This is a genomic window from Fibrobacter sp. UWR4, from assembly GCF_003149045.1.
Lineage (GTDB): Bacteria > Fibrobacterota > Fibrobacteria > Fibrobacterales > Fibrobacteraceae > Fibrobacter.
Genome location: NZ_QGDU01000008.1, coordinates 101,585 through 116,571, shown reverse-complemented (window position 1 = coordinate 116,571; position 14,987 = coordinate 101,585). Strand labels below are relative to the sequence as shown.

Genomic DNA, 14,987 nt, shown 5'->3' with positions numbered 1-14,987 from the left:
AGTCTTGGTCCCGTAATCACGTTCATAAAATTGACTTCCTTGAATTTCTTCTAAGGTCCGTCACTAAGCACATCTCCGATTCCTTCAAACTGCTCGGCTGTCTCGCTGGACAACCGTCCGACCGTCTCGCTTTCGTTTCTTTCGTTTCGGCTCTCTCGTTCGGAGGTGAGGCCAATTATAGAATTTTCCGGGACAATGTCAAGGCATTTTCTCAAAAAAAATTTCACTTTTTTTCACTTTTTCCGCAAAGAACTAAATTTACTCACCATAAAGCACATCTTATCAACATTCAATCCACAACTTTCTTCAAGACATTTGGAAATTTTATTTCAGATTGCCCCAAAAAATTCTGGAAAAAAATTCCTGCGGAGGCAAAAAAGCCCCTAACAGGACTTATTGATGCGATCCGTGACGCGAAAAGCCGTGATACAGACATCCGTTTCGCTAAAAACACAGCAAATCGGCAGCTGTTTTTCCACATGGGACTTGAAAGCGGCTGTGGCACCAATCAGTTCGTAGTGAGGAACATCCTCGCGACGAAGCAAATAGCGGCCGTGATTAGTACGAACACGCTTTCCGTATTTCTGACAAAGTAATACGAGGCGTTCATCGATGCATCGTTGTGCAAGGCGTTCTGTGGCGTGATTGGTCATGTACTTCATTTATTTTCTCCTGTTTGATCTTTACTACACAATCTTTATCGTCGTTTATCCGTACAAATGTCAATCACACCGTAAAACTTTTTCATATTTTTCAAAACATGCTGAAACGTCTATACATGTTCCTGGCCAACGCCAACCTAACAGATTCCCAAATTGCATCTGTTCGTGGCAAGATGGCCCAAAGGAACTTCCGTTCTCTACGAGCCTATTCCATCATGGCAACGTTGTTCTTTGTATCGGCCATCGTGGTCGCTTGCGCAACGGAAATGGACGTAATGAACACGAAGGTTTACGCTTACGTGATGGGAGCAATCCTAAGCGGAGCCGTTCTCTGCCTTACCATGTGGGTAGGAGACCGAAACTCCAAGATCATCGACTGGCTACAGATTGTCTTCGTGAGCATCCTGCTTGCATTCGGCCTGTTCATCTCCCTGGTCAGTTCCCCGCAACAGCTTACTATTTCCCTTGTGGCCATGTACATGATTACGCCCCAGCTATTTACCAACAAGCCGGTGCGTATGCAGATACCCATTCTTATCGCCGACGTAATCTTCCTGATTGGTTGCATCCAGGTCAAGCCTCCAGAAATCCTCGCACTTGAAATCGTAGACTGCATCGTATATAGTAGCATCGGCCTTATGACTGGACATTACTCTTCCCGCTCCAAGTTGAAAGGCCTCATCTTCGAGAAACGTTTCGTCGAATTGAATGGCAATGAGCAGTTGGCAAAATACTTGAAGTCCATCGGAAACATCTACGTCTCCATGCACTACATCGACTTGTCCAACGAAACCTTCGTGAAGATCAAGTCCAACAGCATTATCGACAACAGCATGAACAACCTGCACGAAGGATTCAGCCAGCAAATCAAACTTGCGATGGAAGCTACAACCCATCCTAATTACCTGGACGAAATGCTTGCCTTCGTGGACAGTGCAACCCTCATTCGCAGAATACGCGGCAAGTCCACCATTACCCATGAATTCCTGGGAAAGCATGTGGGCTGGTGCCGAGCACGATTCATTGCCGTCGGCGATGTGACCGAAGATTCCGAACCCCGCTATGTGCTGTTCGCAGTCGAAAACATCAACGAACAGAAAAATCGAGAAAACACCTTGATTTCCAAGGCGGAAACGGACGCCATGACAGGCCTCCTGAACCGTCAGGCGGGGGTCGACAGAATCAAGTCAGACATTAGGTCTAGGAAAAACGGCATGCTTTGCCTGTTTGACGTAGATAAGTTCAAGCATGTAAACGACACCTACGGCCATCAGGCTGGGGACGAAGTGATTCTTGCAGTTGCGGACACCATGCGAAAGGCATTCCGCGATAACGACGTCCTGCTTCGTCTGGGAGGCGATGAATTTGTGGTATTCGTCTCCGGCGTAACTACAGAAGAACTTGGAACCCAGGTAATTTTCCGTTTCTTCGAACTTTTGAACAAAGTAACTTTCAAGAAAATACCGGACTACAGTATTTCCCTAAGTCTAGGTGCGGCATTCTACCGAGGCGAACAGGACCTGGACTTTGAAACACTCTACCAGAGAGCGGACACTCGTACTTACGAAAGCAAGAAGATCGAAGGCAAGGCCTTCACCTTCTGGCGATAGCTACTTGCGCCCCTGGTCGCGCAGGCGGAACAACACGCAGGCGATATCCACCGGTCGGGGCAAGCTCATTTCACGGCTAAGCCCCTGAGGCAAGTTGCGGAAACCTACATTCATGATTTTTTCACTAATGATTCGAATGGTATCCACAATGGACGTATCCTGAGCAGAGTCGCCGTTGCTAATGGCGTTCTGACAAAGATTCAGGAGAATGAAGCCAGCACCGAGTCGCTGCTGTCGATCGGCGATAGTCACCAGGCAGCTGGTATCCGAAACCAGGAAACCGATCTGGATTAGATAATCACCGGACAGCTTTACCTTAACCTGACGTTCCACTGCAGAAGTGGGGCGTACGCTATTCTGAAGGGGCCTAATATACTCCGCAAAAGCGCGGGAGATGGGTGCCTTGAAAGGAGGCAAAGCGGGTACTGACCGTTCGGAATCCAAACGAGCGTATTCGGCCTTATAATTGGCCATCACAATGATGTGATCCGCAAGTTCCAGATAGTCGCCGCAGGCGCCAGCCACAAGGATAAAACTGCGCAATGCATTGGCCGATCCAGAAACTAGCTCAGAATGACTTTCGGGATAGCAAATTTCACGGATGCGGTCCGTCAGAGGGATGAGTGGTTCCCGATCATCCCCCAGAAGCTTACGGACACGAACATCCCGAATAAGGAAGTTCACCGCAGAGGAATCTTCATCGATAAGGAATGTCCTGGATCCCGCTTCCATTGCTTCCAGCAAGTTGGCAGCCTCGCTGGTAGAACCGGAAGCGCTTGCGGTTGTGAAATCCCTGGTGGAGACGCCACCGGGCAAGTCCCTTACAAACTGGGACAGGTCCGTCCCGCGGACGCTACGGCCATCTTCCACGCCAACCCGAAGGGCACTTTCGTCAATGACAATCCCTTCACGTCCATCTCCCGGGATGTGGGGATAGACCGCACTTGTCAGAGCCTGAAGTAAGGTGGACTTGCCATGGAAAGCACCGCCGGTAATAACGGTAATGCCCTTAGGGATACCCATGCCACGGATGTCTCGGCCATTGACATTCAGGGTAACCGCCAGTTCCGCGGGAGAGACAAAGGGGATTGCCCCTTCCATGGGGTCCTGGGAAATCCCGGAAGCTCTAGGAAGGACAGCTCCATCAGGAACAAAGGCGCAGAGGGAACGTTTTTCCAGTTCCTCAAGAATCATCCTGCGGTCCGCGAGAACCTGATAATGGGCCAGAAGTTCAGGCGCCACGCCCTCGGGATTCCTGGAGCCGCTATTGTATAGACTTGCAGACACAAGGTCCGGAAGAACCATGGTCAGGATTTCCGCGGCGGACTCGGACTGAATCTTACGTCCCTCGCCCGGAAGTTTCACCTGGAGGCAAGCTCGCAGCTCACCATTGTCGATCCAGAGGGAATTTCGCACCAGCATTTCAGGTCCTGCCACGTCGAAAGCGACGGCGGCATCCCTATCGGGATACTTTTCCTTGACCAGACCACTCATGCGGCGCAATAAAAAATCGGACAAAGCCAACCGGCGTTCAAAAGTACTCCCCCATTCGGAAGAATAGCCCAACATCTGGAGGCTTGCCTTTATCATAATTCGGGAAGCAGGGGCAAAGGGGTCTCCCTGAACATGGAGAAACTCCAGGGAAAAGTCTCCAAAATCCCAGGTTTTTTCCGCCAGGGACTTGTAAAGACCATAGTTTTTGCCGTTCAAAGTGCGAATTTTTTGATAAAGAGCTTTCATATTTCCAAAAATAACATTTGAAACGCCCATTATTAACAAACATTTTTCATAAAACAGGGCTCGTATTTTTAAAATCTTTATATTTTTAACGAGCAAGTTAATTGATAGGAGTTCTTTTTATGAAGAAGCTTTACATTTTCGCCCTCATGGTGGCATTCCTCTTCACCGCAGCAGTCGCTGACGATGATCCTCCTCCTCGCGGCAAGGCAGCAGTGGTTAACATCATCACTGAACCGCCTAACAGCGACGTGTATCTGGGAGGCGAACCTCTGGGTAAGAGCCCCATTGTCAATATGAACGTTACTTCTGGCCGTCAGACCCTCGTGGTGATCGACCAGGGTTACGAACTGGTGAACCAGCGCGTGAACATTTGGCCGGGCAAGGACAAGCGTAACGACTTTAACTTCGGTACCAAGATTCCTAAGGGTCACATCAAGATCACTACCGTTCCGGGCAAGTGCAACGTTTACATCGATGGCGACCTGGCCGACAAGACTGATGGCGCTCCGCTGACCGTCCACAACCTGGAAGCTGGTGACCACCTGGTCCGTGCAGAATGCAACAACCGCAAGGCTGCAGAAGAACTGGTGACCGTGAAGGGTGAAGAAACCGTGAACGTCACTATCGACACTACCAAGAAGAAGAAGAAGTAATTCTCTCCTCTGGCAAATTGTCAAAAGTTTTCCCCGGTAATCCTACCGGGGATTTTTTTATGCTCTCTGCAATATTTTATATTCTACTCCGTATATAAAAGGGAGAATCTTAATGAAACGTCTCGTATTGCTTTTGACAAGCTTGCTCATGCTTTGCTCCTGTGCCAATAAGGCCATGACCCGTTACGAAACCCTGGCTCCGGTCCTGGAAAAGAAGGGCTATACCGGCACCATCAAGGAAATCGACAAGAAGAAGGACGATCTCTACGGGGAAAAGAGTGCCTACCTCTATCACCTCGACCTAGGTACACTCTACCACTACAACGGTGAATACGAAAAGAGTATCATGCACCTGGAACAGGCCGAGGAAATTTACGACGATCTGTACACCCGCTCCGTGACTAACGAAGCCGCCGCCGTGGTAACCAACGACAACATCCGTCCCTACCGCGCACGTCCCTTTGAAATTATCGTCATGCACCAGCTGCAGATCATGAACTATCTGGCCATGAAAAATGTGGATGACGCATTGGTGGAAGTGAAGCGCGCACAGATCGCCTTGGACGCTCTTTACCAGAAAGACAAGGACAAGGTGAACGACAATGGTTTCCTCCGCTACCTCTGCGGTATTGTGTATGAAATGGCTGGCGAAGAAGACGATGCCGCCATCGCCTACATTAAGGCAGCCAAGGCTTTCAAGGAAGGCAACATCGATATGCCCAAGGAAGTGTGGGAATATATCTGCGAAAGTCTGACCAAGATGGACCGCGTATCCGACCTGAATTCCCTGGGGTACAAGCCGGTGGAATCTACCCCCAAGGCTGATGACGCAAGAAAGATGGGCCAGGAAATCGTGCTGGTAGGTTACGCCGGCCATAGCCCCATCCTTGGGGAACTCTATATGTCCGGCACCTTCGTCAGCGGCGGTTCCATGCACCTGAACTACAAGGATGCCCAGACCGGAAAGATGAGCTCCATCACCCTCGTAGCTCCTATCGTACCTAACGCCGGCAGCGAAACCTTCCATATCGGATTTGCACTGCCCGAAAAGAAGAGCCTGAAGCAGAAGACCCACCACTTCTTTGCAAAGCTGGACAACAGCCTGAAGGTAATGCCCGAAAGAGTCATGAACGTGGATAGCGAACTGACCAAGAACATCGAGGAAGAAACCCCCACAACAATCGCCCGTACCGCAGTCCGCGTGACCGTAAGGACCATTGCCGCCCAGGCTACCAAAAAGGCAACCCAGACAGGAAACGGTATCTTTGACCTGGTAAAGAACATCGGCGTGGACGTCGCCCAGAGCCAGCTGGAACAGGCCGACCTTCGAGTAGGACTTTTCATGCCCAACTACATTCATGTAGCCCGTATCCCGGTGGAAGCAGGAACCCATACCTTGAACGTAAAAGCCATCAACAAGGATAATCAGCCTGTGGATGACTTCAATTTCAACAAGATTAATGTGGAAAAAGGGCAGAAAAGATTCCTGTTTGTGCCCTCAATTCGGTAATTTTTGGGATTCCAGACAAATTTGACAGTCCGTTTTCCCAAATTTTTATGTAATTTCAAGTCAAAACGTTTTTTAAGGAGTACCCCATGAATTTTAAAGTATTCGCAGCAGCAGCAGCTCTGCTCGCTAGCCAGTCTTTCGCAATTTTGGGCGTCGGTGTTCACTACGCCCCCGGCTTCGGAACCAAGATGGATGGAATGAAGGCTCCGGCCAAGGTCACCGACGACGGTACCATCCTCGTGAAGCACGATGGTTTTAACGAAATGATGCAGGGTATCGGTTTCAAGGCATGGATCGACCTTCTGCCCATCATCGATGTCGAAGCAACCGTCAACATCCAGTTCGGCTCCTATGACGCAAGTCTCTATGTTCTCCAGGATAAGGAAGCTCTGTCCAAGATTCTCACCGAAGGTGGTGAAGTGGATCCTTCCCAGATTGATCTTTACAAGGAAATCCCCCTGAAGGTGGAAATGGGTAGCGTTCCTTCCTGGGCAGAAGCTAACCCCAAGTTCTTCCACATGAACGGTGACTTGACCATCACCTACCCCATTACCTTTATTCCCATCATCCGCCCCTACATCGGCGGTGGCGTTACCTTTAACATGAACAGCTTCATCCTGAACCAGAGCTTCACCCATGGTGTTGTCAATGGTATCTACAGCGCAGTCCTCCAGAGCATGAAGGACGAAATGTCTCAGGCAGCGGCTGACGCTCTGGCAAATCCGGAACAGGCAGCCGACATCATGGCCCAGATGGATCCGGCCCAGATGGCAGACCGCCTCGCACAGCGCATTCAGGACCAGGCAGTGGATAATATCAAGGAAGCCGCCATGGAAGAAGGCCTGACCACCAGCATCGGTGGCCACGTCATGTTAGGTCTCCGTGCCAAGCTCCCCATCATCCCGATTGCGGCTTACGCCAACTTCAAGTACTACTTCGGTGGCGACTACCCGGCTGAAATCGATGCAGGCAACATGACTGCAGAAATCGGTGTGGGCTTCGCTCTCTAATAGCTCTTTAAAGAATAACTAGGTGTAAAATGACTCAAAATACCAGCAGCACAAACATCCTTATCATTGAAGATGAAATTGCTATCGCAGAAGGCCTCGTAGACCTTTGCGAACTGAACGGCTACCGCGTCAAGCACGTAATCAACGGCGAAGACGGTCTTGCCGAAGCTCTGTCCGGCCAGTACGGCCTGGTCCTTCTGGACCTGATGCTCCCGGGCATGGACGGCTTTACCGTTTGCGACAAGATCCGCGAACAGGACAGAAGCCTCCCCATCATCATCCTCTCTGCTAAGAACGCTGACGAAGATATCATCAACGGCCTGAAGTTCGGCGCCGATGACTATATCCCCAAGCCGTTCTCCGTTCCTATGCTCCTGGCTCGTATCGAAGCAGTGCTCCGCCGTAGCCGTCAGTCCATGGAAAACGAAGGCAAGCTGGTCGCAGGCAACTTGAAGGTGAACTTCCGTGAATACACTGGTACCCGCGGTGACGAAGAACTGGCATTCACCCGCAAGGAAATCGAAATCCTCGAATACCTGTGGAACAACCGTGATCATGCAGTTCCTCGCTCCGAACTCCTCCGCAAGGTTTGGGGCTACGAAAACGCAGAATCCGTAGATACCCGCACCGTGGATATTCACATTACCAAGCTCCGCAAGAAAATCGAAGACGATCCTTCTCACCCGAAACTTCTGGTCACCTTCCGCGGTGAAGGCTACCAGATGCGCTCTGCACCTGAATGCGAACGCTAAACGTAAAAGAGCTTCTCTCTTACTTAAAGAAACACCAGGCGATTTTCAAGGACCGCCTGGTGTTTGTTTCCATTTTCTTGGTGATTGCAGTTCCCCTCAGCCTCCTTTTTATACATACTTACCGGCAGTCTACTGCCCTGGAGGCCAAGAACCAGGAAGAAGCGGCCAACAACGCGTTCCAGACGCTTTCCGATGATCTGACCCAGGATTTCAACGGCGAGAATAACCGTTCCTATAAGGTTTACGGCATTCTGAATTCCACGCCCGTGATCGGTGGGTACAGCCCCCAGATTTCTGAATCGTTCTTCTTCCCCGATTCAGCAGGCCCCTACTGCTCCTTCGATACGGAAAACAACCGTTGCCGTAAAGGCCTGGTGGGACATTTCCAGATCGATCAGAGCAATACCCTCCTAACGCCGTTCTATCCGGATACCAACGCCATCGTCGGTAAGATGGTGTGGGACTACTATGCGTTCGAAGACGAAAAGCAGCGCCGTTCCATCAGGGACCTGATCAAGAATCTGGTAGACACCCTGGAAATCCGCAACGAGATCGTTAGCCAGGAATCCTTCCAGGTGGTGGACTCCGCTACCGTTGCAGAAGACGGCCCCATTATCGACCAGCTGTGGGCCAAGAATTCCAATATCAACATCCGCCGTACAGAAATCACTTCCGAAGACGAAGCCCTGACCTACTTTGTGGAAACCGCAAAGATGGACAGCACCGGCGATAGTGCAAACATGGAACGCATGCAGGTCACCATCAGCAACGACCTGAGCGTGGTGACTTCCCTGTTCCAGGCGAAATATTCCAAGGGCTACATCGTATTCTATCGCGATATTGGTTTCGGCGCGCTTTCCATGGTGCAGGGGTTTGTGGTCAATCAAAACACTTACTTAAACTACCTGCTTCATAGTCTTCCTCAGGAAATCGCAAACCCAAGTTACGCCGTGGAAATCGCCCTCGACAATAAAGTGATCAGTACCAGGGGCCGCAAAAAATACAATAACGAGCTCATTTTCGACAAGACTTTACCTTCCCCCTTTGAACGTCTTTCCTTCCGCGTCTATTCCAATAACGGGACGCGCCTTGCCAGCTACACCATTTTGCTTACAGGCTTGATCCTGCTGTTCGTGATCGCCGCATGCTTTATCACTATCTACAGATTTACCCGCAGTAAGGTGGACCTTGCAACCAAGCGTCAGGACTTCGTCTCCGCCATCACCCATGAGCTGAAGACGCCTCTCGCAGCCATCAAGATGTATGCGGAACTGTTGCAAAATTCCTGGGTTGCAAACGAGGAAAAGAAGCAACGCTACTACAACCAGATTGCAAGTGAGGCGGACCGACTTTCCCGCCTGATCCAGAACGTGCTTAATTTGTCCAAACTGGATGGAAACCGCTGGAATGTCCAGTTGCGCATGGAACGCCCCAAGGCAGTAATTGACGACTTCCTCGCCACCTACAGCAAGAATGTGGAAAAGCAGGGTTTCGAGCTTACGGTCTCTACGGATATGGAAGCGGACAACATCCACTTGCTTATTGACCGTGATGCGATTATGCAGATCCTCATGAACCTGGTGGATAACTCCCTGAAGTTCAGTAAGAAATCCGATTACAAGATGATCAGCATCGAACTTGCCATCAAGGGAACGGACATGTACATGGCGGTCCGCGACTATGGTCCCGGCATTCCCCAGTCCGAAATGAAAAAGGTGTTCCAGGAGTTCTACCGCGTGGAAAACGAAATGACCCGACAGACAAGTGGTACGGGCATCGGCCTTTCCATGGTGAAAAAGCTTTGCACATTATGTAATATGAAAATCGAAGTGGAAAATGCAAATCCTGGTTTAAGGACTAAAATCCACTTCCCGCCGCTGGACATTTAATTCTGCACTATTAAAAATCATTTTTGCAACATCCGCAGGAAATGCAAATATGTATTTTTAAAGACCGAGGGAGAGTTAAACCCAGCGACCACAAGAGGGATGCTAGTATGACACAAGAAGATATTCTGCAGAATCCGACTGAATATGATCTTTCTATTGAAACTGTAGGTAAGGGTACCTTGAAATCCCCCCTGAAGGGACTTCAGTACGTTTCCGACAGCGAGCAGGTAAGCCTCACTACCGACGTGAAGCGCCTGAAGCATTTCTACGAAAACAACATTCCCGTTCCTAGCCTGGAAGCGGCAGGTCCTCGCGAAACCATTTTCCACGACCCGGCATGGACCCGTGCAGGTATCGTGACCTGTGGCGGTCTCTGCCCCGGCTTGAATAGCGTGATCAAGGGTCTTGTGCAGACTCTCTGGTTTGACTACGGTGTTCGCAACATCTTCGGTATACCCTACGGCTACCGCGGTCTGAATCCCAAGTACGGCTACTCTCCCAAGGTCCTGAACCCGGACGTAGTGGACGCCATCCAGGAAGACGGCGGTACCATCCTCGGAAGCTCCCGCGGAGAACAGGATCCGGCAATCATGGTAGACACCCTGATGCGCCTGAACATCAACGTTCTGTTCTGCATCGGTGGCGACGGTACTCTTCGTGGCGCACACGCAATCGCAGAAGAAGTGAAGAAGCGCAAGCAGCCCATTTCCATCATCGGTATCCCCAAGACCATTGATAACGACTTGAACCTGGTTGACAGGACCTTCGGTTTCGAAACCGCCGTTCTCAGTGCAACCGATGTCATTACCTGCGCCCATAACGAAGCAAACGGTGCTTACAATGGCCTTGGCCTGGTAAAGCTCATGGGTCGCGACTCCGGCTTTATTGCAGCCTACGCAGCCCTTGCAACTACCGTGGTGAACATCTGCCTCGTGCCCGAAGTTCCCTTCACTCTTGAGGGGCTCTGCAAGGCTCTGGAAAGCCGTTACGACAATGGCAAGACCCACGCCGTAATCGCTGTTGCCGAAGGCGCCGGCCAGGAATTGTTCCTGGATCAGCCCGAACGCAAGGACGCCAGCGGAAACGTCCTGAAGAACGACATTGGTGAATTCCTGACCAGAAAGATCAAGGAGCACTTCAACAAGGTAGGCAAGGAAATCAACATCAAGTACTTTGACCCCAGCTACATGGTTCGTAGCACTCCGGCAAAGGGTACTGACGCCATTTTCTGCTTCCAGCTGGCTGAAGCTGCCGTACATGCAGGTATGGCAGGCAAGACCGACATGGTGGTGGGCAGCATGAACAACGTGTTCTCCCATGTACCTATCGAGTACGCCGTGAACGAACGCAAGAAGATCAACCCCAACGGAAACCTGTGGCACGCTGTGCTGGGAATGACCCGCCAGCAGGACTACTTCTCCGGCAAGGGCAAGGGTCACAAGTAATCCATTGATTCGATCATTTTAGGAGGGCGGGACTAAAAGCCCCGTTCCTCCATTTTTGTACTGAAGTTTTGTATGCTGAAAAAAGAAGAAAAAGTTTTGATTCGCACTGCACTCATGGAATATCGTTATCTTTTATTCAAAACTTACCACGGAACCGAAGAAGAAAAATCTCGCATTGCACAACTGAACAAACTTCTGCAGACCTGGAAAGTCTAAATTAAATTTCGATTCATGAGAATTATCGCTTTCATACTTGTTCTTCTCTTCGCGGGAATGACCTTCGCAAACGAGGATCTTCGTGTTGCGGATTCCTGCTATGCGGCCCGTGCGGAACGAGCCAACGGGGACAAGGCGGACAAGAAGAACACTTTCCTCATGATCGATAAGTACAAGGCCGCCATGGCTGACACCTCCGTACTGGAAGCGGCAACGGAAGGCTACCTCAAGAGCCTTTATTTCAGCATTCGATTCATCTCGTTCGACAAGAAAATGAAGATGAAGAAACTGGACACCCTGAAGATCGCCAGCGAAAGCGCCTACAAGAAGTTCCCCAAGAATTATGACATCGCCCATATTTACGCCACCGCCATTTCCATGTGGGGCAATGAGCGAGGGGCCCTTGCATCCGTAAAGGAAGGAGTGGCAACGATCGTGCGTGACGTGGCAACCGCCTCGGAAAATTGGCAGATCCTGGGACGAGCACACTTTGTCCTTCCCTACGTGCCCCTGATTCTTTCCTGGCCTGACAAGAAGCAGGCGGACAAGTACTTGAATATGGCCCTGAAGAAGGATCCCAAGGACTTGTATAATTATTTCTTCCTGGCGGAACTACGTTTTGACCAAAAGCGTTACGCAGACGCCCTGAGCCTCATTGACCGCGGCCTTGCCCGAGGAGTACGTACCAACTTTTTCCTGGAAGACAAACGCGGCCGTTGGCACCTGAAGGAACTGCAGAAAAAAATCAACGCAAAACTTGATAAGAAGTAAAAAAATAAGAACTACAAGAAACGCGACCTCGTTGAGATCGCGTTTCTTTTTTATTCCTTTGAACAGACAACGGTCTGCAAAGTATCGGATATTTCGAATCGAAGAGTCTCACCAACTTTGGTATATGACTCAACCAAGCGAATGTCGTTTTCAATCCATTCTTTCAAAGGATAGATAAAACACCTACCCTCAGTTCCAATGAACCGCAAGACAACTTGACTGGAATCAGATAAGTCATCCATAATCGCAACAACATTCGTAAGAGAACTCGGAAGATTTATGGAATCCTTCGCCAATATTTCATGAGAACGTTGCAAGCCATCATCGTTCCATTTTTCAATGACAACAGTACTTTGGGTTGAATTGACATAATTGAAATAAGTCAAATCACCAAAATCATCGGTTTCTCCACAGGCAACGAAGAGAAACGACAAAACAGAAGGCAAAAATAAGAGATGTTTCAAAGGATCCTCCTAACGGACCAGATTTTTGCACAAATCATTTTGTACAAACCAACTTTTAATTTATTCAAAATAATAGATCAAATTGTCAAAATAGCAGCGGAGGTTAATCCGCGCTTTTAAACATAGCATGAACAAAAACTATCGTCTTCCCCCAGCCGTCGTTAAACTCAGATGAACTTTCTTTTGTTTCTACCTCTATAGAAGATTGGTTTGCAGACTTAAACGAGGTAATCCCGAAATCAGCGCAGCAATTCTTACTCTGCTTGATAAAAGCACGAACAGAATCTTCAAGGGAAATAGTCGTTCCCGATGCAAGAACAGAACATTGTTCATCCCCATTCCATGCGACACAATAATAGACATCATCCTCAGTCAGGTTCTCTAACAAAACTGGAAAATAGACATATTCAGGATCATCCTCTGAACAAGCCGAGAGGAGGAAAAATGTCAAACCACAAATAAACAGTAGTATTTTTTTCATATAAACCATTTTATTTAAACTTATACTAAAATCTCTGGAAAAGGAAAACGCCCGGCATTAACCGAGCGTATTCCTTTTTAAGCAAGATAATGTATTACAACATACAGCACATATATTACTGTGCCTGAACAGCGGTGAGGGCGATGGTATAGACAATGTCTTCCACCAAGGCGCCACGGGAAAGGTCGTTCACCGGCTTTGCAAGACCCTGGAGCATGGGGCCGATGGCGATGGTACCCTGGGCGGAACGCTGTACAGCCTTGTAGCCGATGTTACCTGCGGAAAGATCCGGGAACACGAACACGGTTGCCTTGCCAGCCACAGCGCTGTTGGGAGCCTTCAGGCTGCCAACGCTGGGAGTGGTAGCTGCATCATACTGCAGCGGGCCATCCAGAGCCATGTCGGGGCGTGCTGCCTTGGCAATAGCGGTAGCTTCCTTCACGAGATCCGCGTCAGGACCCTTGCCGGAATTGATGGTGCTGTAGGAAAGCATTGCCACGCGGCTGGGGAGGCCGAAGGCCTTGGCAGTGTCGTCGCACTGGAGGGCGATACCGGCAAGTTCTTCTGCGGTGGGGTTCAGGTTGATGGCGCAGTCGCCGTACACATAAGTCTGGCCCGGCAGGCACATGAAGAACACGGAGCTGACGGACTTCACACCTGGAGCAGTCTTGATGATCTGGAGGGCCGGGCGGAGAGTATCTGCGGTAGAATGGATGGCACCAGAAACCAGGCCGTCCACTTCACCCATCTTCAGCATCATGGTACCCAGCATTACGTTGTCGGCAAGTGCTGCGCGTGCGGCTTCTTCGGTCATGCCCTTGGCCTTGCGGAGTTCAACGAGGGTGGGCACATACTTTTCTGCAAGTTCTGCGCTGGGTTCGATAATTTCGATGTTGGCGGGGAGCTTTACGCCCTTTTCCTTGGCAACAGCTTCGATTTCAGCCTTCTTGCCGATAAGAACAGGAACTGCAATACCGCGTTCTACGGCGAGAGCGGCAGCCTGAACGGTACGGGGCTCAGAACCTTCCGGAAGGACGATGCGCTTTACGGACTTGGAAGCCTTCTGGAGAAGACCTGCACGAAACATGGCCTGGGAGGTCTTGCGTTCGGCAGCGGGTTCAGAAAGATTACGGGCAATGCACTTGGGGCAATGCATGATGCGGTTGGGGCAGTACAGGTCTGCGTCATCGTCACCGCAGAAAATCTTTGCGTCGAGGGCAGTAGCCAGCTTGTCGTTGTACTTGTAGGCGGCAGCATCGCTCATGCCCTGGGCGCCTTCAACAATGACCACATCCACAGCGTCAAAATTCTGGGCGATGAAGTCGGCAGCGATCTTTTCCATGAGAACGGCACTTTCACCGGATTTCAACATAGCAACGGCAGCTTCGCCATTAACGGAGGGTTTATAAACAGCAGTCTTGAGACCTGCAGCGGCTACGGCGTCACTTGCAACTTTAACCTTTTCGGCCATGTCCTTGGCGGCTACGAGATATACACGATTCATTACTTGACTCCTTGTCAAAATACGGGCTGTTAGGGTCCCGCTTCTTCATTAAATAAATACGGTTTAAAATTAGGATTTTACCTCGATAAAGCAACAAAAGTCATTCTTTTTTAAACAAAAATTTACAATTACGAAAATATGAGCGTTTTGTGTTTTATTTACTACTTACAGAAAACATAACTTCTTGACTAATAACGAAATATTCCTATTTTTGGCACCGGTGTTTTAGGAAAATGTCTGGTTAACAGGAGAGAACGGATGAGGTATCAAAACCTATTCC

Annotated in this window: 14 protein-coding genes; 9 read left to right on the top strand and 5 right to left on the bottom strand. The window is 49.7% G+C overall.

All coding sequences use genetic code 11. The features are described 5' to 3' along the window. Positions 1 to 383: 383 nt before the first annotated feature. Positions 384 to 662 (bottom strand): hypothetical protein, encoded by a 279-nt coding sequence (locus tag BGX12_RS15290; protein WP_146196251.1) that lies wholly within the window; start codon positions 660 to 662, stop codon positions 384 to 386. A 98-nt stretch (positions 663 to 760) separates the two neighbouring features. On the opposite strand from BGX12_RS15290, the gene BGX12_RS04940 reads away from it, so the two are divergent. Beyond that, on the top strand, positions 761 to 2,272 hold the full coding sequence (locus tag BGX12_RS04940) for a GGDEF domain-containing protein (protein WP_109734978.1): 1,512 nt from the start codon (positions 761 to 763) through the stop codon (positions 2,270 to 2,272). Here the strand turns inward: BGX12_RS04940 and BGX12_RS04935 are convergent, their stop codons facing one another. Continuing rightward, on the bottom strand, positions 2,273 to 4,012 hold the full coding sequence (locus tag BGX12_RS04935; protein WP_109734983.1) for an ABC-ATPase domain-containing protein: 1,740 nt from the start codon (positions 4,010 to 4,012) through the stop codon (positions 2,273 to 2,275). A gap of 119 nt (positions 4,013 to 4,131) precedes the next feature. Here BGX12_RS04935 and BGX12_RS04930 point away from each other — a divergent pair, with 119 nt between their 5' ends. The 8 genes from BGX12_RS04930 to BGX12_RS04900 all read left to right on the top strand — a co-directional run bounded on the left by BGX12_RS04930 (position 4,132) and on the right by BGX12_RS04900 (position 12,258). Further along, entirely contained in the window at positions 4,132 to 4,665 is a 534-nt protein-coding gene (locus BGX12_RS04930; protein WP_109734977.1) for a PEGA domain-containing protein, read from the top strand. A gap of 112 nt (positions 4,666 to 4,777) precedes the next feature. Further along, on the top strand, positions 4,778 to 6,175 hold the full coding sequence (locus BGX12_RS04925) for a hypothetical protein (RefSeq protein ID WP_111361652.1): 1,398 nt from the start codon (positions 4,778 to 4,780) through the stop codon (positions 6,173 to 6,175). A gap of 86 nt (positions 6,176 to 6,261) precedes the next feature. Next, the gene (locus tag BGX12_RS04920; protein ID WP_109734975.1) at positions 6,262 to 7,185 is read left to right on the top strand and encodes a hypothetical protein; all 924 of its coding nucleotides are present in this window, start codon (positions 6,262 to 6,264) and stop codon (positions 7,183 to 7,185) included. 29 nt (positions 7,186 to 7,214) lie between these two features. After that, a complete protein-coding gene (locus BGX12_RS04915; RefSeq protein ID WP_073228368.1) occupies positions 7,215 to 7,937 on the top strand; it encodes a response regulator transcription factor in 723 nt (240 codons plus the stop codon). Next, positions 7,925 to 9,826: a cell wall metabolism sensor histidine kinase WalK gene (locus tag BGX12_RS04910; protein WP_109734974.1), complete on the top strand. Its 1,902-nt coding sequence runs from the start codon at positions 7,925 to 7,927 to the stop codon at positions 9,824 to 9,826. The genes BGX12_RS04915 and BGX12_RS04910 overlap by 13 nt, the downstream gene beginning before the upstream one ends. Before the next feature lie 107 nt (positions 9,827 to 9,933). Then, positions 9,934 to 11,271 carry an ATP-dependent 6-phosphofructokinase gene (locus tag BGX12_RS04905; RefSeq protein WP_109734973.1) on the top strand — a complete coding sequence of 446 codons (1,338 nt, stop codon included), beginning with the start codon at positions 9,934 to 9,936 and terminating at the stop codon, positions 11,269 to 11,271. Positions 11,272 to 11,343: 72 nt separating this feature from the next. Next, complete coding sequence (locus BGX12_RS15485) at positions 11,344 to 11,487, top strand: hypothetical protein (protein WP_158278172.1); 144 nt, start codon at positions 11,344 to 11,346, stop codon at positions 11,485 to 11,487. A 15-nt stretch (positions 11,488 to 11,502) separates the two neighbouring features. Next, a complete protein-coding gene (locus BGX12_RS04900) occupies positions 11,503 to 12,258 on the top strand; it encodes a lipopolysaccharide assembly protein LapB (RefSeq protein ID WP_109734972.1) in 756 nt (251 codons plus the stop codon). A gap of 50 nt (positions 12,259 to 12,308) precedes the next feature. Here the strand turns inward: BGX12_RS04900 and BGX12_RS04895 are convergent, their stop codons facing one another. From BGX12_RS04895 to pta, 3 genes are all read right to left on the bottom strand, one after another. Beyond that, entirely contained in the window at positions 12,309 to 12,722 is a 414-nt protein-coding gene (locus BGX12_RS04895) for a hypothetical protein (protein WP_111361653.1), read from the bottom strand. Between the two features lie 103 nt (positions 12,723 to 12,825). After that, positions 12,826 to 13,203, bottom strand: a complete 378-nt coding sequence (locus BGX12_RS04890; RefSeq protein ID WP_109734970.1) for a hypothetical protein — start codon at positions 13,201 to 13,203, stop codon at positions 12,826 to 12,828. Positions 13,204 to 13,318: 115 nt separating this feature from the next. Further along, positions 13,319 to 14,707 carry a phosphate acetyltransferase gene (gene pta, locus BGX12_RS04885; RefSeq protein ID WP_109734969.1) on the bottom strand — a complete coding sequence of 463 codons (1,389 nt, stop codon included), beginning with the start codon at positions 14,705 to 14,707 and terminating at the stop codon, positions 13,319 to 13,321. Positions 14,708 to 14,987: the final 280 nt, after the last annotated feature.